Annotated in this window: 19 protein-coding genes; 13 read left to right on the top strand and 6 right to left on the bottom strand. The window is 34.5% G+C overall.

Annotated elements, in window-relative coordinates; genetic code table 11:
• The first annotated feature begins 120 nt into the window (after positions 1 to 120).
• Positions 121 to 783 carry a DUF4242 domain-containing protein gene (locus HH304_RS21235; RefSeq protein ID WP_271711564.1) on the top strand — a complete coding sequence of 221 codons (663 nt, stop codon included), beginning with the start codon at positions 121 to 123 and terminating at the stop codon, positions 781 to 783.
• Between the two features lie 4 nt (positions 784 to 787).
• Here the strand turns inward: HH304_RS21235 and HH304_RS08915 are convergent, their stop codons facing one another.
• Both HH304_RS08915 and HH304_RS08910 read right to left on the bottom strand, forming a co-directional pair.
• Positions 788 to 1,636 carry a 3'(2'),5'-bisphosphate nucleotidase CysQ family protein gene (locus HH304_RS08915; protein WP_169680535.1) on the bottom strand — a complete coding sequence of 283 codons (849 nt, stop codon included), beginning with the start codon at positions 1,634 to 1,636 and terminating at the stop codon, positions 788 to 790.
• Entirely contained in the window at positions 1,620 to 2,603 is a 984-nt protein-coding gene (locus tag HH304_RS08910; protein WP_169680533.1) for a phosphotransferase, read from the bottom strand. Before HH304_RS08910 ends, HH304_RS08915 begins: the two co-directional genes overlap by 17 nt.
• Before the next feature lie 71 nt (positions 2,604 to 2,674).
• Here HH304_RS08910 and HH304_RS08905 point away from each other — a divergent pair, with 71 nt between their 5' ends.
• The 5 genes from HH304_RS08905 (at position 2,675) to HH304_RS08885 (ending at position 6,641) form a co-directional block, all read left to right on the top strand.
• Positions 2,675 to 3,244, top strand: coding sequence for a Crp/Fnr family transcriptional regulator (locus tag HH304_RS08905; protein ID WP_169680531.1), 570 nt, complete (start codon positions 2,675 to 2,677; stop codon positions 3,242 to 3,244).
• A 53-nt stretch (positions 3,245 to 3,297) separates the two neighbouring features.
• A complete protein-coding gene (locus HH304_RS08900) occupies positions 3,298 to 3,708 on the top strand; it encodes an SRPBCC domain-containing protein (RefSeq protein WP_169680529.1) in 411 nt (136 codons plus the stop codon).
• A 124-nt stretch (positions 3,709 to 3,832) separates the two neighbouring features.
• Complete coding sequence (locus HH304_RS08895) at positions 3,833 to 4,216, top strand: BlaI/MecI/CopY family transcriptional regulator (RefSeq protein ID WP_169680527.1); 384 nt, start codon at positions 3,833 to 3,835, stop codon at positions 4,214 to 4,216.
• Positions 4,209 to 5,480 carry a M23/M56 family metallopeptidase gene (locus HH304_RS21230; protein WP_271711563.1) on the top strand — a complete coding sequence of 424 codons (1,272 nt, stop codon included), beginning with the start codon at positions 4,209 to 4,211 and terminating at the stop codon, positions 5,478 to 5,480. The genes HH304_RS08895 and HH304_RS21230 overlap by 8 nt, the downstream gene beginning before the upstream one ends.
• 84 nt (positions 5,481 to 5,564) lie before the next feature.
• Positions 5,565 to 6,641 (top strand): hypothetical protein, encoded by a 1,077-nt coding sequence (locus tag HH304_RS08885; protein WP_169680525.1) that lies wholly within the window; start codon positions 5,565 to 5,567, stop codon positions 6,639 to 6,641.
• Here the strand turns inward: HH304_RS08885 and HH304_RS08880 are convergent.
• From HH304_RS08880 to HH304_RS08865, 4 genes are read right to left on the bottom strand one after another with little or no spacing between them, the layout of a single operon-like run.
• The gene (locus HH304_RS08880) at positions 6,638 to 7,225 is read right to left on the bottom strand and encodes an HD domain-containing protein (protein WP_169680523.1); all 588 of its coding nucleotides are present in this window, start codon (positions 7,223 to 7,225) and stop codon (positions 6,638 to 6,640) included. The genes HH304_RS08885 and HH304_RS08880 overlap by 4 nt on opposite strands.
• Positions 7,226 to 7,246: 21 nt before the next feature.
• Positions 7,247 to 7,783, bottom strand: a complete 537-nt coding sequence (locus HH304_RS08875) for a Pycsar system effector family protein (protein WP_169680521.1) — start codon at positions 7,781 to 7,783, stop codon at positions 7,247 to 7,249.
• A gap of 44 nt (positions 7,784 to 7,827) precedes the next feature.
• Positions 7,828 to 9,792: an adenylate/guanylate cyclase domain-containing protein gene (locus HH304_RS08870; RefSeq protein ID WP_169680519.1), complete on the bottom strand. Its 1,965-nt coding sequence runs from the start codon at positions 9,790 to 9,792 to the stop codon at positions 7,828 to 7,830.
• 6 nt (positions 9,793 to 9,798) lie between these two features.
• A complete protein-coding gene (locus tag HH304_RS08865) occupies positions 9,799 to 14,145 on the bottom strand; it encodes a S8 family peptidase (protein WP_169680517.1) in 4,347 nt (1,448 codons plus the stop codon).
• Positions 14,146 to 14,555: 410 nt separating this feature from the next.
• Here HH304_RS08865 and HH304_RS08860 point away from each other — a divergent pair, with 410 nt between their 5' ends.
• From HH304_RS08860 to HH304_RS08830, 7 genes are all read left to right on the top strand, one after another.
• Positions 14,556 to 15,950, top strand: coding sequence for a M16 family metallopeptidase (locus HH304_RS08860; protein ID WP_169680515.1), 1,395 nt, complete (start codon positions 14,556 to 14,558; stop codon positions 15,948 to 15,950).
• A gap of 13 nt (positions 15,951 to 15,963) precedes the next feature.
• Positions 15,964 to 17,397, top strand: coding sequence for a M16 family metallopeptidase (locus HH304_RS08855; RefSeq protein ID WP_169680512.1), 1,434 nt, complete (start codon positions 15,964 to 15,966; stop codon positions 17,395 to 17,397).
• Between the two features lie 305 nt (positions 17,398 to 17,702).
• The gene (locus tag HH304_RS08850) at positions 17,703 to 18,050 is read left to right on the top strand and encodes a TfoX/Sxy family protein (RefSeq protein ID WP_169680510.1); all 348 of its coding nucleotides are present in this window, start codon (positions 17,703 to 17,705) and stop codon (positions 18,048 to 18,050) included.
• Between the two features lie 26 nt (positions 18,051 to 18,076).
• Entirely contained in the window at positions 18,077 to 18,427 is a 351-nt protein-coding gene (locus HH304_RS08845; protein WP_169680508.1) for a YciI family protein, read from the top strand.
• Positions 18,428 to 18,448: 21 nt separating this feature from the next.
• On the top strand, positions 18,449 to 19,690 hold the full coding sequence (locus HH304_RS08840; protein WP_271711562.1) for an RNA polymerase sigma factor: 1,242 nt from the start codon (positions 18,449 to 18,451) through the stop codon (positions 19,688 to 19,690).
• A gap of 81 nt (positions 19,691 to 19,771) precedes the next feature.
• The gene (locus HH304_RS08835) at positions 19,772 to 20,269 is read left to right on the top strand and encodes an RNA polymerase sigma factor (protein WP_169680503.1); all 498 of its coding nucleotides are present in this window, start codon (positions 19,772 to 19,774) and stop codon (positions 20,267 to 20,269) included.
• On the top strand, positions 20,262 to 20,810 hold the full coding sequence (locus HH304_RS08830) for a hypothetical protein (protein WP_169680496.1): 549 nt from the start codon (positions 20,262 to 20,264) through the stop codon (positions 20,808 to 20,810). The genes HH304_RS08835 and HH304_RS08830 overlap by 8 nt, the downstream gene beginning before the upstream one ends.
• Positions 20,811 to 20,836: the final 26 nt, after the last annotated feature.

The following is a 20,836-nucleotide window of genomic DNA, read 5'->3' as shown; positions in this document are numbered from 1 at the left end:
TGTTCATTATTAGCATCAGTTTATATATGGCGTTAGTTAAAGCTTGGCGTTTTGATTTGTTTTTACCTTAATAATCAGTAACTTAGGTGTAGAGCTTTAAGTTAATAATTACCACACATAATGAAAACCTTACCATATTTATGCTTCTGCATACTACTATTTGCATGTGGACAGCAAGAAAGTTCAAAAAAAGAAACTTCAGAAGAAAAAGAAGAAACACCGGTAGAGAATGTCGCAGTTGAGACAGAGGATACCAGGACAATGTTTATTGATGTTCATAACCTTGGAGAGGGGAATGTTACTGGTGAAGCAGTAGCAGAAGCTCATAAAAAGGATTTGGCTTTACAAGATTCGCTTGATGTAAACTTTGTAAAGTATTGGGTAGACGAAGAACATGGGAAAGTCTATTGCCTGTCAAAAGCACATAAACAAGAAGATGTTGTTGGAATTCATACCAATGCTCATGGTTTAATCCCTGATTATGTTCGTGAGGTAACTGATGGAGTAGCTGCTGAAATGAAAGGCGGTAATAACCTTTATCTGGATATTCATGAATTGGGTGAAGGAAATGTAACCGCCGAAGATGTTGCCGAAGCACATAATAAAGACCTTGCTATTCAGGAACAATACGGAGTAAATTTTATAAACTATTGGGTTGATGAATCAGCAGGGACTGTTATATGCCTTTCAGAAGCACCTAGTAGTGAAGCAGTTGCGGCAACTCATAAAGAGGCTCACGGGCTTATCCCTGAATCAGTATCTCTAGTGACGCAGGGTGAATAGTAATTTAATTTCCTGCCAGTTTTATTATCAAATTAGCAATACTATTATTTGTACTGTATATGACACCACTTTCATTCATGAAGGTGGTGTTTCTTCTGTTTAATGGAAGGTTATTTGCTGTGAAGTCTATGCAGGTAAGTCCTTGTTCATTAAATATACATGCCGTTGCAGCAAAATCCCAGATACTTCCACCTCCTTTGCCTGATTTTGGAATTTTAAAATAGCAGCCTGGTGGGTTATTGATAATGCTAATTGCATTCATAACTGCGCCCATACCAACTACTGGGTTATATTGTCCTGATATTTTCTCAATAATCCCTTTATATTCTTCAGCTTCAAGTGCACTTCGGTCAATGAATACATTTAAATTATTTGAAGGTTCTGATAATTCAATTTTTGCATTGTTTTTATATACTCCACCAGACCGGAAAGCATAATAAAGATCAGATTTAATAGGGTCGTAGACTACTCCAATAAGAGATTCTCCTGACCGGGAAACCAGAGCAATTGAAACTGCATATCCATATTTGTTTTCAATAAAGGATAGAGTACCGTCGAGTGGATCTATACACCAAAAATAATCATTTGAAAACCGGCTGTTATCATCTGCAGATTCTTCGGTTAATAATCCAAGGTTAAATTTTTTAATTGAAGGAGCCAGTTTCTCAAGAATGATTTCCTGACTTTTAATATCTACCTGTGTTACAACTTGTGAAGCCCTGGTTTTCTGTTCTTCTTTTTGATCAACAAGGATATCTTCACGAGTAAAATTTTGAATAAAATCACCTGCTTCTTTTGCTGCTTCACAGGCAATTTGACTTAGTTCGAATAATTCTTTACTTGTCAAGACCATTTTCCTTTGTGATTACTGCAATAACTTTTTTTGTTGTTTCAAGAGCATGATTATTTACTTTCCAATGGTCAGGGCTCCACCCATTTAAAAATCGCTGGAAGTCAGCAATAGCATAGGGGTAAAGTGATAACCATTCATTTTTTAACTCATCAAAAATGGAAGGATCAGTTATTAAATGATAAAGATTCTCAAAGTAAAAATCAAGATATGATTTTTCCTGCGAAGCATTGACGTCAGTACAAGCTCCAAGCAAGTAGGCGATGTCCTTCATGCCACATCCCCCACCAACATATTGAAAATCAACTGCAGCTACCTGCTCTCCATTAGCTGTAAAACAAAAATTTGCTGGTTTTGAATCTCCATGTACAAAAGTTTGAAATCTGGCATTAGATAATTTGGAATCAATATATTTTGCTGCTTCTTTTAAAGCTTTATTTTTCATTGCTGAATATTCATCAGGCCTTGTTTCCAGATGCCAGTAGGTGCCTGTTTGCCAAAGTCCATCGGGAGAAGTATTTAAAAATGTTGCATGAAATGAAGCCAGCCATCTAAGACAGGATTTGATTTGGGTGTCATTTAAATTATAACTTCGGCCAGGATATCCCGCAATGTTAAGATCTTCAAGAATAATCAAAACCTGACCTTCATATTTAAATACACCTAAACACTTTGGCACTCTGCATTCACCAGAACATTTAGAAGAATATTGTTTATACCATGTGGTTTCTACCTCGTATGAGAAAAGTTTACGTTGATGGGAAATTGAGGTATTCCATCCTCTGGGATGGGAATTTGATTTTTTAAAGTCAATTAGTTTAACAATTACGCTGTGATCTTTGTAACCGGAAATATTTAGTCGTAATAATTTTCCGTAACCACTCCATAACTCTTGAATAACTTCAAAACTATTTATTGAATTGCTTTTTGTAGCTGATAGTATTTTCTCCTTAAAATAGTTGTTTAGCATTACATGAAATTTGAATGTAAATATAGTGATTATGAATACGGAATTAAGAAACGATTTTGCGATATTGAAAAATGTCAGTCTTAAAAAAAGTATTTTCCAGCTATTTTCCCCTCTCAGAATATGAATTAGGTAAAATCGAACCTTATTTTAAACCTGTAAGTTTTTCTAAAGGTGAATTTCTAAGTAAGGAAAACTCCGCTGTTAATCAAATGCTGATTGTAGACGAGGGATGTCTAAGAATTTATAACTTTAAAGATGGAAAAGACATAACTCAATGGATTACTTGCTCGGGTGAATTGATTACCGATCTGGCAGGTTTCATGTTTGATCTTCCTGGTCGTTGGAATATCGAATTTCTCACTGATTGTAGTGGTTATCTCATTACTAAGTCTCAATATAAAAAGCTGACCAATGAGATTGATAATTGGTCTGTTATTGAAAATAAATTCATTGCAAAATGTTTTATTACTCTTGAGGATAGAGTTTATTCATTTTTATCAATGAGTGCGGAAGAAAGATATGAGCACTTCTTTAAATATCGTCGTGAAATATTTAATCATGTATCACAACAATATATAGCCTCCCTTCTTGGCATGACTCCGGAAACATTTAGCCGGATCAGGAAAAAGCACTCTTCTTGATATAGATCAAGGCAACAGATATTTTATTGGCTCAAATTTGAATAAAAAAAGTCATGAAGATCCATACAGAAATATCCATAAACTCATCTCCTGAAAATGTTTGGTCTATTTTAACTGATCTTGAAAATCACCGGATGTGGAATCCCTTTTTTGAGGAAATAAGTGGAGAATTGAAGAAGGGTAAAAAGATTAATGTTAAAATTGATGGAACTCGATTTAGACCAGAAATTCTGGTGTTGAATACAAATCATGAATTCAGATGGAAAGGCAAATTGTTTTTCTCAGGTCTGTTTGACGGGGAGCATGTTTTCAGGTTAAATCAGATTTCCGAAAATCAAGTTTTATTTATCCATGAGGAGATTTTTTCAGGAATACTTGTTCCGCTTTTTAAGTCAAAATTGTTAAACGAAACAAGAGCTGGATTTGAGCAAATGAATAAGGCGTTAAAGAAAAGGGTAGAATAAATATAATAAAATATCATGTTTAAGTGTTTGGTAATCAATAATATGTGTCGTCCATAATTATATATATAATTATGTTACTATAAATATAGTTGTATAATTATTTATTTAGTAATATCTTTGAATTATGAAAGAGTTAACAAAGGCAGAAGAACAAGTGATGAACATAATCTGGAAGCTTGAAAAGGCATTTTTAAAGGATGTCGTGGAAGAGTTTCCTGAGCCTAAACCAGCATACACTACAATATCAACGGTGATGCGGGTATTGGTTAAAAAAGGATTTGTAGATTATCGTTCCTACAGTAAGGTCCATGAATATTTCCCGAAAATCTCGAAAGATGAGTATTTTAAAGATCATATCGGAACGGTGATTAGTAATTTCTTTGATGGTTCAATCAATAAGTTTGCTTCATTTTTTGCAGACACACAGAGTTCAGATATTAGTGAACTGGAAGAGGTAAAAAAAGTATTAGAAAGTAAGATCGAAGAATTAAAGAAGAAAAATGAATAGTCTTTTCTCTTATTTACTTGAGGTATCATGTATTTTCACCATGATTGTAGTCGGCTACTATGTGTTTTTTCGCAGGTTAACCTTTTACAAACTCAATCGACTGGTTTTGCTTTTGTCAATGCCTGTATCATTAATTATACCTTTAGTTTCGATTAATATGGGATTTATTCCTTCAACTATTTCAGAAAGGATATATGAATTTAACGATACTGCATCTACCTATTCTACCTTTATTAGTTCAAGTGAAAATCTGAATACATTTGATTTAAATGGAATCTTTTTATGGGTTTACATATTGGGAGTAGTTTTATTTCTAGGTTTTTTCATCAGAAATCTTGTTAAACTCTTTCAGCTTAGAAAACGAAATTTCTCACAGTATGAGGTATCCGGAAAGAAGGTTTTCAGGACTGATTACCCTTATGTTTTTTCATGTTTTAGATGGATTTTTATTCCAGGGAATTACCCATTGGATAACCATGATCCTGTTATAGAACATGAATTAGCACATATTAAAATGCTTCATACCATCGATATTTTGATCTTCGAATTATTCAGGATTATAAATTGGTTCAATCCTTTTGTCTTTCTCTTTCAGAGCCAATTAAGGTCTTTACACGAATTTCAAGCAGATGAATATGTTCTGGCAAAGGGGGTAAAAAAATCAGAATACCTGTCGCGTATGCTTGATGCGATAAGCTCAAAAACTAGTCAATTAAGCATAGCAAGTAGTTTTAATTACTCAACGATCAAACAAAGAATTGAAATGATAACAAAAGATAAAAGTCAGAATGCACAGCGAATAAGGTATTTAATCCTTGTCCCTGCATTGTTTTTACTTGTTTCAGCATTTGCTCATTTTGTAGGTTCTGAACCAAGAATATTTCCAATTAAGGAGGGATTTGATTTTAAGATAACTGCAAAATTCAATAAGCATGTAAAGATTCCATCTAAGAATATCGATAAGATTCATGGTGGAATAGATATAGGAGCAAAAGAGGGAACACCCATAATCGCTTCAGGTAGTGGAATAGTTGCAATATCTGAAATGAAAGGAGATTGGGGTAACTTGGTTGTTCTGGATCATGGAAATGGAATAATTACAAAATATGCACATATGCAAAAGTTAGCTGTCAGGAAAGGAGAGGAGGTAACTGAAGGTGATGTGATAGGTTATGTTGGCTCGACAGGGAAATCTACGGGGCCGCATCTTCATTATGAAGTTCATAAAGATGGAAAGAAGGTTAATCCAGAAGATTATTTTTAGATTTATTATAATATTCCAATATATAAACCGGTTTTTAATTAAGCCGGTTTTTTATTTTTATACCAATAATTAAATATGTTGTTAATGCATAAGTCAATTTTAAGTGCAATTTTATTCTTTTTTTATTTCATTTCAATTTCTCAGGTTGTTAATGATAATATCTCTGATCGATTGATTTTAGATATTGAGCAAATTGCTAATTCACGAACAGATAATTGCACCTTAGAGTTGAATTGCATAGACCAGTCCGTTACTGGAAGTTGTTTGATTTATCATAATGACCAATGGTTTCAATTTAATTCCGGAGATAATTCCCTGCTATATTTAAATGTATTTGATCAGGATTGTAAAGATTTAAGGGGTATCCAGGTCGTAGTTTTAGGTGGGGAACCATGTGATAAACAATCTTATGATGTGCTTGCTTGTTCATCATTTGGTAATCAGAATGATGTTTACCTTACACTTGATAATTTGATGCCCAATACGAATTACATTGTGCTGGTTGATGGATACCTGGAAGACTTTTGCAGGTTTAAGATCCAACTTAGTTCCAAACCTAATGGTATTCCTGTCGAACAACATCTTGATTTAAATATAAAAGTAAAGAAGAGTGAAAAGGAGGTGAATTTGGCGTGGTATTTACCTGACTCATTAAAATCTACTGTGGTTCGTTTTGAAATATATAAACGGATGAAAGGAGAGTTTAAGAGTAGGCTCGATACAGTAATTAATGTCCAGAATTATGCTTATGGTAATGCTGAAGGTAGTTATGAGTATGTTGATCTGATCAGGCCTGGAGAGCGAAATAATTATCAGGTAATAGCAAGGTATTTCGATAATACAGCTAAAATCATCCTTGATATGGTTGCAGAACCCCGGAACAATGTTGTTATAAATAACCCTGAATTTTTAAAAATTGTTCCACAAATCAGAATAAGAAAAAAAGATAGAGTTACTGTTGTTATAAGAGATTATTATTCTCGAAATATTATCAAATCTGCCAATTATTTAGGCAAGGAAATACCCGAGTCTGGACTTTTGTTGAACCCAAATGAGTATTCAGTAAAAGGAATTGAGAAACTAAGGGTTGAGATTATGAATAATGATACAGGTGCTAAGGAGGAATTATATTTTGATGTTAGTAGCAAAATTAGTTATTAGGCATTAGCAACAGCTTTTTTCAATTCAGATAATCTTAATTGCTTGCCGGGCTCTCTAAATTCATTAGCAAAATCGGTGTGATAATAATGTTTTTCCAGAAAGTTGATCTGGGCCTTATTCCAGTCATCGATATTATCAATCACACCAAATTCTTGCAGCTCTTGAAAAAGCCTATTACTTATTTCATAAAACTGGTCTCCGCCAAGATAGTCAAGGTCAGCATCACAAATAATTCTTTCAAGATCGGTTTTAGGCAATTGAGGTATTTTTGTTGCCCTGATCAGGCCAGCTACCAGATTTATTTCATCTTCGGTATAGCCATTTTTTTCCATTAGTTCGGTAGCAATAGTAACACTGTGCTCCTCATGGTTTTTGTTAGAAATAGTAAATCCAATATCATGTGTTAAAGCGCCAATCCTTAATAATTCAGCTCTATGGCGGTCAATCTTGTCACGCTGGATATACTCTTCACACACACGGTACACATCAAAAGTATGATCTATACTATGATAATGGAGCTTATCGGATAATTTAGTCCTTAAAATATCCAGAGCATGTTCCTTTAATTTGTTAAATGCATCCATTACTAAAAAATTAAAGTGTCATTACAAGATCACCACCCAATATATTAAAATTAGTATAAGGGCAATAAAACTCGAGGCAAAATATTTAATTGATAACTGTACGCTAGCAAACTTTTGATCTATAATTTTACTTTCAATATGCACCTGCTGACTCAGTTCGAGGCATAGTTGCTTAATATCTCCACATGTTTCAATGTAATGCTTACTGAATTTTTCTACATCTCCAAAAGCATATATCGCATCACGAAAGAAAAATACATTACTCTTGTAATTCAGTACCATTCTAGGCATAAAACACCTGAAACAGTAATAAATAGAAACTAAAACGAGTAATATCCAGGCAGAGCCCAGTATCAAAACAATTATACTTTCTTCAAACAGTCCTTGTAAATAATCAAGTCTGTCGACTAAAAGACCTAAAATCAAACTATGAAAAGAAAATATGACCCCTGCTTTTAGTTCAGATGCTCTTATTAGCCGTTCAAGTCTTTCAAGTTGAAGCCAATAATTATTTGGGTCCTGTTCGCCAAATTTTATATTATTATCGTCTTCCTGCATTAAATTTTTGTTATCGAGGTAATTTAATTTACGAATTTTTTTTATTAAAGATGAATATCTGGTTGATTTTCAGTTTTTTTCGATTTAATTCCATCGACAAAATACATTTGAAGTTTGCCTCTGTTTTTAACTTCAACTTCACCTCTGTAATGGCATTGGTAGATATCATTCACCAAATTGTAGGTGCTTTCAGAAATATTTATTCTACTTGGCTCAGAAGATGACTCCATTCTTGCTGCAACATTCACAGTATCTCCCCATATATCATATGCAAATTTCTTAATCCCTACCACTCCGGCTACAACTGGTCCTGTGTTGATCCCTACTCTGATTTCGAACGGAAATATATCTGGTTGTTTTTTTCGGACATTCTCGACAACCTTAATGATTTCATAAGCTGCAGCAATTACATTATGTGGATTATGATTATCCGGAAATGGCATCCCGGAAACACACATGTAGGCATCTCCAATTGTTTTGATTTTCTCAATGTTATATTTTTCAATAATGGCATCAAATTCCGAAAAATAATAATCTACGCTCCTAACAAGATCTTCCGGTGATAGGTTCTCTGAATAATAAGTGAACCCTTTGAAATCAGTAAACATTACTGTTACTTCGTTAAATCGCTTAGCCTTGACTTTCCCAAATTGCTTTAATTCCTGAGCTGTTTCTTTAGGGAGAATATTCAATAATAATTTTTCGGACCTTGCTTTCTCAATATTAATCAGCCTGTTTGTTTTTTGGATGAAACGATACCTGTTTAATATACCAAGAGCAATTATAAATATTAAACCTGCTCCGATGCCAGTGCCCACAGTCAGGTTTTTTTGCCTTTTTTCATTTAGTTGAGCTATTTCTGCTTCTTTTTCCAGAAGTCCGATTTGATTTTGCTTTTTATCAAGTTCGAAATCAAACATCATACCCCTGATTTTATCATCTGTTTCGACATTAAAAAGAGAGTCCTTTAATGCAAGAAATTTGGTTTGATACGCAAGGGCATCTTTAAAATCCCCTTTTTTTTCAAGAACCTCAGCGATCCCTTTGTAAGCATCTCTTAATTGTGGCCCGGCATTAATTTCTTTTGCCAAAGTAACCGACTCATAGTATTTTTCCAGTGCTACATCGGGGTTAATATTAGTGTAGCTTTGTCCCAATCTGTTTAAAGCTATAACCCTGTCAATCGGATAGTTTTTTTCTGTGGCTATATCATACGACTTTTCTAAATACTCTATAGCTTTTTCATAATTCCCGACACTGTATTCATTTTTACCAAGCATATTTAAATTATGGGTATAATCTTGTGTGCCTTCGGTAATTTTTAAGGCTTTTAAATAATACTTTCTGGAACTATCCGGTAAGTTTTTTTTGTTATATATTTCCCCCATTCCCATTAAATATGCTGACTCCAGCTGAGGGTCATCAAGCTCATCAAGGTAGGTTGATTTGATACGTTTGAAATAGGTAAGAGCTTTATCATAATCTTTCATTTCACCATATAAATTACCAACATTTAAGGTGCTGGTTGTAATCCGGTATATGTTACCTATTTTCTCGGATTCTGATAATGACCTCAGGAAATAGTCCATCGCTTTGATATACACACCCTGACTCATATAGATTGACCCAAGATTATTTGTGATGTTGGCTATTCCTTCAGCATTATCTATTTTTTCAAAAGCTTCAAGTGACTGTGTCCAGTAATTATATGTTTCACCATATTTCCCCTGGTAATAATAAAGGATGCCCAATTGTTTTAATGCATAGGCTTTCCCGAGATCATATTCTATTTTTTTACTAAGATTTAATGCCTCATTAGCAATTTGTTCCGATTCTTCAAATTCCTCATTCATCATTATTGACTTGCTCAATTCAATCATTAAATTGACCTTCACAGAATCAATTTCCGAGCTGGTAATGAGTGACCTCAAGCTGTCTTCCTGACTGTAAAGCGTGAAAGACAAAAAGAGAATTAATAGTGATATATGTTTGGTTATAAGATGTTTCATTTTTATTTATTCCTTTATCACCGAGTAGATTTTTACACCTTCATTAGACTGGATTTTAATAAGATAAGTGTCAATATAAAAACTTGAAAAATCTATTTCTATACTTTTAGACTTACCCCGAGGTATAATTCCTTCAAAATGCATGTTACCATAATAGTCGTATACTTCAACAATGCTCTCGTCATCAACATTTTTTTCAATTGTTAGCGAGCCATGTACTGGGTTTGGATAGATAATATAAAATGAATCTCTATTACCACTGCTACATTTATTAGAAGAAGAACTTGCTGATAGTGAGGTTGATGATTTATGAGTACTTTCATTTGACGTTAAACTCCATTTAAGGTCATTTCCATCAAATCTTATTTGAAATGTTCCTTCACCAGGGTAAAATGATGTAGGTGGATTACCATCTCTTTCTGCACTACCTGTAAGTAAATTATCCTCTCCTAATCCAATAAATATTGTATAATCGTTTGGATTAAGATATCTGAAATTTGCAATATAATTGAGTCCGTCAGGTGCTGTTGGGTCATATTCGACACAATCAAGGTAGGTTCTTATTTTTTTCGCAAATTCATCAACAACATTTACAAACAACTTAGCATCTGAAAGATAAGTACTAAAATAATTATTCGGATCTTCTAAAGTGATATTGTAAATCCCTGGTTTTCCGGATTCATACTCATTACCGTCATCATCAATAAAGCGATAAGTAACTCCATTCGGGAATACTATTTCAGCACTTTCGTTATAAACATAGCCGGTTATTTCAGATATAATTTCATTAATGTTAATTTCTTCTCCATCATTTATGTAAAAGTCTTGTATCAGAACACTTAGTTCTGCCGGATCGATAAAAAGTTTTCCAAAGCCGTACTCGAGATTTAAATTAACTGAAGCATTACCTAAAAACGACCCCGGGAAGGAATAATGTGCGGGAGTACCATCTTTAGTAGCAGTATATCCTGTTATCAGATCTATGGAATAAAACTGAAATAAGTTAATTTGATCTTCGCCTTCAATTATATCGCTTTCAGAAATAATCGAATAGGTTTTAGAATAGTTATCAATTTCCTCACCATCACCTATACCACTATTATTTACTATTGGTTTAAATTCATTTTCGATTCCAAATAAAACATTGTTGTTAAACAGATCAAATGCGTTTACAATGGCCTTAAATTCATTTACAATAGCTTTAAACTCATTCGTTGTTCCGGAGTTAAGTTCATCGAAATAATTCAAGAAATTAGCTTCATTGAGTTCAACAATATTCATGTTATTCACAATTGGTTTAAACTCATTTTCAATTGTTCCCTTGGTAGAAATCCAGCTACCATTAGTGAGTAGTTCCAGAATATTGTAATTATTTACTATAGGCTTGAATTCATTAATTACGATTAGGGTATTCTGATCATAAAATGTTGAATTGTATTGGCTAGTTAGGAAATCCAGAAATTGATTCGGGTTTTCAATATCTGTTTCATCATATTCTAATTTGTGAGACATAACAATTGCTTCTCCATAAGTGAAGCTTGTATCATTCGGAATGACTGTCATATCCAGTTTATTAACTACAAAAACACCAGATATAAAATTGACTTGAAATAACTCTTCCTGTTCAGGCGTCAATGGTGTTTCAAATGAAGGGGTCAGTAAATAATTATTCGCATCAGGATATGGAAACACTGCAGGTGTAGAAAAAATAACTGCTGGCAATCCTTCGGTTTCTAAAGACTGCCCTGGTAATAAGCCTTCAATGATATATTCAAATGCAGCTTTCTGACCAAATGTTATGGTGTCGTTAACAGCAATGATGTTTATAGCAGTTTTATTGTCATCAAAGAATTTTAGTTCATTAGAAGGCCCTCCGTCAAACCCTGAAGGAGTGATTGAGGTGGTTTCAATATTTAATCCCGGATTTCCTGTAAAAGGAGGGACGATGGCTTTGATATATCCATCACCAGTTTCTGTGATTTCTAACTGAAGCCCATTAAAGTTAACAATGGGTTCATCAGGTAAATATTTTCCTAAAATAGTAACCGTAAATGGCTCAGCACTTGGAGTTTTACCTTCTTCAACTATTAATTGGGTGATATTTGCTGTTTGAGCAGCTATAGATCTGAAGGTGTTTTCAATATTTAAAAATCCTGATCCAGCTTGTTCAGGGACACCTGAAGCAGCAGAGGTAGTGTTTTTTATCAGGCTTAATAGCTGATTGGGTTCTGAAGAAGATTCTGTTAATGCATTTGATGCTGGAAGTCCGTCCGGAAACCAGCTGTTTGTTGCCTGGAGTAGCAGGGCATAGGCTGCAGCTGCATGGGGAGCTGCATTTGAGGTGCCAAAGAAGTTAGGATATCCATCGCTGTCTATATCTATACCAAAGTCCAGAACATTCACATTACCTCCGTCAGGGGCAAGAAAATCTGCTTCTGTAACCTGTCCGTTTGAAAGGGTTCCGGCAAAGGAAGAATAGGGTTGTGGAGTTGGAGTGTTGTTCCCATAAAATGATGCACCTATAGTAGCAACCTCTGGTGTCATTTGGTGCCCGCCAACAGTTGGTGCACCCGCATATTCCTGAAAGTCTAGCCCGTTTGCCACATAAGCAACAAGCCTTATCGGTAATCCTTCCGGAGCTGGGCCATCGGAGCTTAGTATCATTATATTAGCTATTCCGGAGCCTAATGCTTCAAATGTGGCAATTTCACTGGATTCTTCACCTTCGCTGAATCGATTAATATTTACCAGGATATTGTTCTGGTCGTCCACTATCAAAAGATCAATGTCTGTTGCAGCTCCGGTACTATTGTTTTCACTAGAGTATAATTCATTCCAGTGCACAGTTATCATATATGTTCCGGGTTCTACCGAGAAACTCATTGTTATATCTTCTGATCCATCCGGGTTGGTTCCAAAAACATGAGCTCGTGTATTTGATTGTGGGTTTATAAAGTCAAGATCCGGTACAGTGGAGGAATTTGTGAAGTTTCCCTGATAACCATCATTACCAAAATTTCCGATAGATGAAAATACTGCATTTCCCGGGGTGGCTGAAAATTCTTGCATTATTACTCCCAGATTTGTAGTTCCAAAAAGTGGAGCATTTACAAAAGCAATGTCATCACAAATGATATTTGCCCCGGAGGCAGCTAATGCTTTAAAGTTGACTTTGAAGCTATTTTGAGAAATCACACCACTAGCGAATGCTAGTTCAGCCCCAGGAGCGATGTCGTGAACAGATTGTAACATGGCTCTTCCCTCATCTGAAGTGGGACCATACGGATAGTCAAATATGACATCAATATCTGTATTATATCCATTTGGATTACCTGTTCCGGGTAAATCTCCGTTTTCCACATCGACTTGTGCCCTGGATTTTCCTGCAGTTTGTAATTGAGTATCAAGACCATTTGAAATCACACCTAGCTTAACATTTGTCCCATCGATGAAGGCCAATTCACCATTGACTAAGGTTCGAAATGACTCTCTGACAATATTAGAATTTTGACTGGTGTCTCCTTGAGAAGTTGTCAATCCATTGTTAAGAAGACCTGGGTAAGCAGGTCTGGCAAGGTTTATCTCAGTATTGTAATTATTTAGTATACCCAGTGAAGTTATTTGAAACCACACATCGATCACTGATAGGTTTTCAGAAATTATAATTTGAGGGTTAATAATAAAATCAGAGACCAAGGGATCTGTAGAGTAAGTTAGGCCGAATGTATTTTGTAGTAAATCCAGGGTATTCTGAAGTTGACCTTCATTATAAATTATCTCAATAAGTACCCTATTTTTATTTTGATCTAGTTGGTAAACCAGTCCGGTAGGATTGTCGCCCGCATTTCCTTCAAAAAGTGCGTTTAGTTCAGTTGTAGTTACACCTCCGGATTTACCATCCTGGTAGGCTGGTACAATGATGCTTACCTCATCTTCAGGGCAGTGCGATGAATTTGAACTGGCATAAACTACATGTATTTTTCCATTCGGGTTTTCAATTTCCCATCGTACCGATTCTTTTTCATTGACAATCTGAGAATATGCTTTTTTTACAAGTCCGTATTTAAAGTTCGTCGGACCGTTTTTCGTTTGATTTATCTTCTCAAACTTTACCTGACTTTTCTCTTCAGGTACTGAAAAACCTTTCTTATTTGGGTTGTCATAGCTAAAATTCACTTTAATCTTCCCGTTCCCAATTTCCTCTTTACAGGAACGTACAATTAGGTCTTTAGTACCTTTATTTTGGGCATGGATACTTACAGCAAGACTGAGAATCAATACAGCAAAAATTAAATTTGCTGAGATTTTCTTAAATAAGCGGACATACCGCATTGTGGTGTTTGGTGTTTGCATAACTGCATTGGTTAACAGGTTTTATCCATCAAAAGCAGTTATAAATCAAAAATGATTGATTGAAGGAACAATATTATTGCTTATTACTAAAGTGGAATTTAGATTAATTTGATCCGTACCCTCGGAATTAGCTCTCTATTCAAAATCCCGGAATTTATTTATAGTGTAGTGATAAGCAAAAATCACACGATTATTGTTGATAAATTTATATTTTTTCTCATTAATATCAAATTTTATTGAAGGTATTATTGTTGATAACCTATTAATAAAATTTATTCATTTGTCACTTATCCTATTTCTCAACCGATTGTGTAAGGTATTTGGGCCCTGCTTAATTATTCTTGTGATCTTTTATTTATCCCTATATCTTGTAAATAATTCAACTTTCTTTTAAACGAAAAAATAATTTTATGTTAAAAAATAGTGTGTTATCACTCTGTCTGATAATAATATTAGGAGCATGTTCTTCTAATTCAGACACAGATGGTACTGCAGAAAATGCTGCAGAATTTAAAGTTCCTATTGAGTATTATAAACTTGACAACGGGCTGAAAGTAATTTTGTCTCAGGATAAAACTTCACCAACAGTAGCTGTTGCGGTATATTATAACATTGGTTTTAGAATTGAACCTAAAGACCGAACTGGTTTTGCCCACCTTTTTGAACATATGATGTTTCAAGGTTCCAAAAATTTAGGCAAAGCTGAGTTTATAAGTCTTGTTCAGAAAAATGGCGGGGTCTTAAATGGATCAACAAGATTTGATTTCACCAATTATTTTGAAATTATGCCAGCTCATAAACTGGAAACAATGCTTTGGGCTGAGGCTGATAGAATGAAAGGGCTTGATATTACTCAGGAAAACCTTACTAACCAGCAAGGAGTAGTAAAGAATGAAGTAAAAGTAAATGTATTAAACCAGCCTTATGGAGGTTTCCCTTGGTTAGATATGCCTCAATATGCAAATGAGAACTGGTATAATGCTCATAACTTTTATGGCGATCTTGAAGATCTTGATGCAGCTACATTAGAAGATGTTCAAAGCTTTTTTGACACATACTATGCACCAAACAATGCAGCATTGAGTGTAGTCGGTGATTTTGATATTGAGGAGGCTAAAAAATGGATTGATCAGTATTTTTCGAAGATACCTTCTGCTGAAATTCCTGCACTTCCGGATATTTCAGAGCCTGTTCAGCAGGAAGAGCTGAGATTTGAGAAGGAAGATAAACTTGCTACCAAGCCTGCAATTGCGATAGCGTATGATATGCCGGCTAAAAACTCGCCAGAGTATTATGCTATGGGATTACTTGACCAGATTCTCGTTCAGGGTGATAATAGTTTGTTGTACAAGGAATTAGTGAAAGAAAAAGCCTATACCGGAAACGTGAGTGGAGGTATAAATTATCTTGGTAACATGTTTAATTATAATGGTCCGATGCAATGGATGTTTAACTTGACTTATGATAATACAACATCTGCGGACTCTGTGATTAATTCTGTTGATGTTGTAATTGCTGATCTGCAGAAAAATGGTGTGTCTCAAGAAATGCTTGATCAGGCAATTATTAAAATCCGCAGCCAGCTATATGATGATTTAGGGTCTTTCTTCGGAGTTGGAAGAGCAGACCTTTTATGTTCATTTGCATTGTTTGAAGACAATCCATCAAAGATTAACTCAATAGAACAAGAATTTAAAAAGGTTACTCCCGAAACTATCAATAAGACTATAAAGGAGTATCTGAGAAATACCAACAGAACTATCTTAACTGTAAAGCCACTTGGTGGTGATCAGCAAAACCTGTAAACAGATAAAGATCATGAAGAAATTAGAAATAAAAAGTTTCCTGGCAATATGCTTTGTATTGTTAACCATATCGGTAACCGTTATTGCCCAGGATGAAGTCAAAGAAGAAAAAGAAACTCCACCAGAGGGAGGTACTCCTAAAGATTTTTCCCTTCCGGAGAAAAAGGTAGTAAATCTGGAAAATGGATTAAAGCTAGTGATGGTTCAATATGGACAAATACCTAAGGCTACCATCAGTATTGTGACAAAAACCGGAAATATTAATGAATCTGCTGATCAGGTTTGGTTGAGTGATATTATGGCTGACCTTATGAAAGAAGGTAGTCAGAATATGAACGGTGACCAAATTGCTAATAAGATAGCAGGAATGGGTGGTGAATTAAACATTAATGTTTCAATGCACACTACCACTGCTGGAGCTTCTGTATTGTATGAGTTTGTACCTGAAGCTGTATCAATTGTGGCTGATGTTGTGATGAATCCCGCTTTCCCTGAAGATGAATTGGGACGATTGATAAATGATCGTAAAAGAAGTCTTAATGTTTCTTTATCAAGGGCACAACCACAAGCAAGAGCGGCATTTATGGCAGCTGTTTACCCAGATCATCCCTATGGCAGAGTTTATCCTACAGAAGATATGTTATCTAGCTATACCATTGAAGATGTGAAGTCTTTCTACGAGAATAATTTTGGGGCTAAGAGAACAACCGTTTATGTAGTTGGTAAATTTGACGAATCAAAAGTTGAAAATGTAGTTAAAGAGTCAATGTCTGGCTGGAAATCCGGACCGGAAACAAATTACCCTGTTGCTGAACCTCAGGTTACCGATATTGTAAGTGTGACAAATAGAGCAGATGCTCCTCAGTCTACCATTATGTTTGGAATTCCTGTGGCAAATCCTTCAAGTGAAGATTGGGTGGCATTAAATGTTACGAATTCATTACTTGGTGGTTCGTTCGGATCAAGAATTACCAGAAATATAAGAGAAGATAAAGGTTATACCTATTCTCCTCGAAGTGTGGTAAACTCTAATTATAAATCTGCTATCTGGTATGAGATTGCAGATGTGACTACTGATGTGACTCAGCCTTCATTAGAAGAAATAACAAAGGAAATTTACCGTCTTCAGGATGAAGCTCCATCGGAAGAAGAACTGGATGGTATTAAAAATTATGGTGCAGGAATATTTGTTCTTCAGAATTCAACACCTGGAGGAATTATTGGTCAGTTAGTAAATATGGATGTTCATGATCTTGATGATTCATACCTGACTAACTATGTGCAAAATATATATGCTGTAACTCCTGAAAAGGTTAAGGAGATTACCCAGAAATATATTAAGCCTGAAGATATGACTTTAGTTGTGGTGGGTGATAAAGAAAAGATTGAAAAGCAGGTTGAAGCATTTGACAAACAACGCGAATCTCTTCGACTACCTGTAAAATAATTTCCTATACTTAAATATTGATTGTAAAAGCTGCGCTTCGGTGCAGCTTTTTTATAAAAAAATAAAAAAGTTGTCCCCTTTTGAATTTCCGGTTTCGTCATAGGTACAAATAAAGTTTAACCATAATTGACAAAACAATGAAAACTCAAAAAGGGTATAAAATCAGGCAAAAGAGCCTAATCAGAGATGGGCCTTTAGTCTGAAGCACACTTTTTCAAATTTCAAGTATCTAAATTGAAAAATAAAAATATCAATGTATATTAAAAGATCATTTTAAGCATTTTCTCAAATACAAACTATTTATAATGGCTTACAGCGAATATTTAGCAGACCGAATCAGACAGCGGTTATCAAATTCAGGTAAAATTGAAGAAAAAAAGATGATGGGCGGTCTGATTTTTATGGTCAATGATAGTATGTGTTTGGGAGTTGATGTGGATAAAACAACAGGAGCTGACAGACTTATGGTCAGGGTAGGTAAATTACCTTATGAAGAACTTTTGAACGTAAAAGGGAGTCGAAAAATGGATTTTACAGGAAAAGCCATGCGTGGATTTCTTTTTATCGATCCTGAAGGCTTTGATAAGGAAACCGATCTTGATTTTTGGGTTGAAAAAGCATTGGAGTTTAACAAAATGATCAACTCTAAATAATTAAAAATCTTAAAACTATATCAATCATGAAAGAATATATGATGATCTTTATTGGGGCTGATTATGAAGAATTGGGCCTTTCACCAGAACAATTACAAGAAAGAATGGGCAAATGGTTTGAGTGGAGTAACAAAATGGAACAAAAAGGAATTTTGAGAGGAGGAAATGCCTTGCATTCACCGGCTAAACGAATTAGTGGTGACGATAAAGTAGTTTCTGATGGTCCTTTTGTGGAAGGTAAGGAACTTGTTGGTGGATATTTTGTAATCGCAGCTCAAAACGAGGACGAAGTGATAAAAGAAGCTCAGGATAATTTTCCTGATTACGATCTCGGCGGGTTAGTTGAAGTTAGAGAAGTTGTAGTGTTTGATAACTAATATATTAAAGTCATGAATAATATGGTCGACCATCTTTTTCGTCATCATTATGGAAAGATGGTCGCCGTATTAACTAAGGTTTTTGGATTATCAAATCTGGAAACGATTGAAGATGCTGTTCAGGACACCTTTGTAAAGGCATCACTACAATGGCGGACTCAGATTCCTGATAACCCTGAGGCCTGGTTAACTCGTGCAGCTAAAAATAGGGTGATAGATTTACTCCGCAAAATCAAAGCTGAAAGAATACGTACCGAGAAAATATCTATTGGAGCTGCGACGGTTCAACTAAATGATTATTTTCTTGATCATGAAATTGAAGATAGTCAGCTAAGAATGATTTTTGTTGCTTGTCACCCAAGTCTGGATTATAAAGAACAAATAGCCTTCTCATTAAAAACTATCTCAGGTTTTAGTATTAAAGAAATAGCCTCAGCATTGCTAATAAAGGAAGAATCAATTAAGAAAAGATTGTCACGAGCCAGAAAATCTATTATTGAAAATAATGTAAAGTTTGATTTTCCTGAGAAAAATGAAATCCTCCATAGGATGGAAATGGTAATGCATGTAATCTACCTTATCTTCAATGAAGGATTTCATTCCTCTGAAAACAAAGATGTGGTAAGAGAAGAAATATGCAATGAGGCAATCAGGCTTTGTAGTTTATTACTAAAAAAGGAGTCTTTCAGGTCAGGAAAATTATATGCTCTCTTTGCTCTAATGTGTTTTCATACAGCCAGGTTGAAAAGTAAAGTGAGTGCTGAGCATCAAATTAATGATTTGACTCAACAAGACAGGGCCAAATGGGACCATCGACTAATAATTATCGGAAATAACGCTATGAATAAGGCTGTTGAGTACGATGATATATCAAAATATCATTACCATGCTGCTATTGTAGCAGAACATCTTAAAGCACGGTCTTTTGAAGATACAAATTGGGGAATGATTGCTAAGTGGTATGAAAAGTTACTTGAAATAAACTCGGATGATGATCTTGTAGCTGTTAACCTGGCTCTTGTAAAGGGTCATTTAAGCCAGTTCAATGATGCTGAAAAGATTTTAAATGGTATTAATCCTGAAAAACTAGAACAAAGAAAATACTTGTTTTATGGTTCGTATGCCTACATAAATGAACTTGCCAATAAGCAAACCAAGGCTTTGGAGTATTATAAACATGCACTAAAATATGTTCGGAATGAAGCTGAACAATCATACATATCATCTAAAATAGATAAACTCAATCCTGAAGCTTTAAAATAAATTTTAATCATTGTAATAAATCCTCATCTTTTTACAACTAATAGGGTAAATAAGATTTTTAATGATGGATAACATAAGGAGATGCCAAAATTGAGTAAGGAAAAGTTTGTAGAACAAATTGAATCTCACCAGGGCATAATTTATAAAGTTTGCAAGGTATATCGAGAGAAAGCAGAAGACCAGGAGGACTTATTTCAGGATATTGTCTATCAATTATGGAAATCGTATTCTGATTTTAAAGGGAATTCAAAGTTAAGCACATGGATATATAGAATAGCCTTGAATACCGCCCTGGCAAGTTTTCGAAAGAAGAAAGTGAATATAGAATATAAAGAAAGTTTGACGCCAGATGTCAGAAGGATGAATGACAGAATAGAAAATAGTGATAGAGAGTATCTTTTTGATGCAATAAGACAACTCAATGAAGGAGACAGAGCATTAGTTTCTCTATATCTGGAGGGATATTCATATAAAGAAATAGCTGATATAACCGGAATCACTATCACTTATGTTGGTGTGCGTATTAATAGAATTAAAATAAAACTGAAGGCATTATTAAATTTTGAAAGACATGGATGAATTACAAGAATTATGGCAAGGATCAGAACATGATCAAAATAGTAAATTCAATAAGGAAGCATTTTTTAATATGATAAAATTGAAATCTCACCCTGAACTAATGCGAATTAGAATCAAAATGATAGTTGAGATTGTATCAATGTTGCTGCTTCTAGCCATTTATTTTGACGCTTTTGATGGAGCAGAAAGACCTTTTTGGTTGAACATTTTGTTCGTTATAAGTATTATATTTTATGTACTTTCAGATGTCAATGCTCTTGTTCAACTAAGTAATCCGATTAGAGGAAATAACCTTTTACTATCACTAAGTAGCTTTAAAAAAGTATTGTATCTGAACAGAAATTTGAATTTAATTTCCTCATTTATATTTAGCATTATGCTTTGGCTCTATTTTATGTTTGTTGTTGATTTTGATAATCTCAAGGTAATAATGGCTAGTGGCATGGTAATTACATTTATTGTTTTGATGTATTTATCGTTTAAATTATGGAATAATAGAATCAAAAAGATAGAGGAATCTATTACTGATCTAAATGATTAAGTATTTAACATATCAAATTCATAAGC

The sequence above is a fragment of the Marinigracilibium pacificum genome, assembly GCF_012926615.1.
In the GTDB taxonomy this organism is placed as follows: domain Bacteria; phylum Bacteroidota; class Bacteroidia; order Cytophagales; family Cyclobacteriaceae; genus Mangrovivirga; species Mangrovivirga pacifica.
Note: the sequence above shows the minus strand (reverse complement) of the source record. Positions and strands in the feature narration are given on the sequence as shown.

Coding starts and splice junctions, on each gene's coding strand:
- HH304_RS21235 (WP_271711564.1), top strand. CDS start 121: ATGAAAACCTTACCATATTTATGCTTCTGCATACTACTATTTGCATGT.
- HH304_RS08915 (WP_169680535.1), bottom strand. CDS start 1,636: ATGGTCTTGACAAGTAAAGAATTATTCGAACTAAGTCAAATTGCCTGT.
- HH304_RS08910 (WP_169680533.1), bottom strand. CDS start 2,603: ATGCTAAACAACTATTTTAAGGAGAAAATACTATCAGCTACAAAAAGC.
- HH304_RS08905 (WP_169680531.1), top strand. CDS start 2,675: ATGTCAGTCTTAAAAAAAGTATTTTCCAGCTATTTTCCCCTCTCAGAA.
- HH304_RS08900 (WP_169680529.1), top strand. CDS start 3,298: ATGAAGATCCATACAGAAATATCCATAAACTCATCTCCTGAAAATGTT.
- HH304_RS08895 (WP_169680527.1), top strand. CDS start 3,833: ATGAAAGAGTTAACAAAGGCAGAAGAACAAGTGATGAACATAATCTGG.
- HH304_RS21230 (WP_271711563.1), top strand. CDS start 4,209: ATGAATAGTCTTTTCTCTTATTTACTTGAGGTATCATGTATTTTCACC.
- HH304_RS08885 (WP_169680525.1), top strand. CDS start 5,565: ATGCATAAGTCAATTTTAAGTGCAATTTTATTCTTTTTTTATTTCATT.
- HH304_RS08880 (WP_169680523.1), bottom strand. CDS start 7,225: ATGGATGCATTTAACAAATTAAAGGAACATGCTCTGGATATTTTAAGG.
- HH304_RS08875 (WP_169680521.1), bottom strand. CDS start 7,783: ATGCAGGAAGACGATAATAATATAAAATTTGGCGAACAGGACCCAAAT.
- HH304_RS08870 (WP_169680519.1), bottom strand. CDS start 9,792: ATGAAACATCTTATAACCAAACATATATCACTATTAATTCTCTTTTTG.
- HH304_RS08865 (WP_169680517.1), bottom strand. CDS start 14,145: ATGCAAACACCAAACACCACAATGCGGTATGTCCGCTTATTTAAGAAA.
- HH304_RS08860 (WP_169680515.1), top strand. CDS start 14,556: ATGTTAAAAAATAGTGTGTTATCACTCTGTCTGATAATAATATTAGGA.
- HH304_RS08855 (WP_169680512.1), top strand. CDS start 15,964: ATGAAGAAATTAGAAATAAAAAGTTTCCTGGCAATATGCTTTGTATTG.
- HH304_RS08850 (WP_169680510.1), top strand. CDS start 17,703: ATGGCTTACAGCGAATATTTAGCAGACCGAATCAGACAGCGGTTATCA.
- HH304_RS08845 (WP_169680508.1), top strand. CDS start 18,077: ATGAAAGAATATATGATGATCTTTATTGGGGCTGATTATGAAGAATTG.
- HH304_RS08840 (WP_271711562.1), top strand. CDS start 18,449: ATGGTCGACCATCTTTTTCGTCATCATTATGGAAAGATGGTCGCCGTA.
- HH304_RS08835 (WP_169680503.1), top strand. CDS start 19,772: ATGCCAAAATTGAGTAAGGAAAAGTTTGTAGAACAAATTGAATCTCAC.
- HH304_RS08830 (WP_169680496.1), top strand. CDS start 20,262: ATGGATGAATTACAAGAATTATGGCAAGGATCAGAACATGATCAAAAT.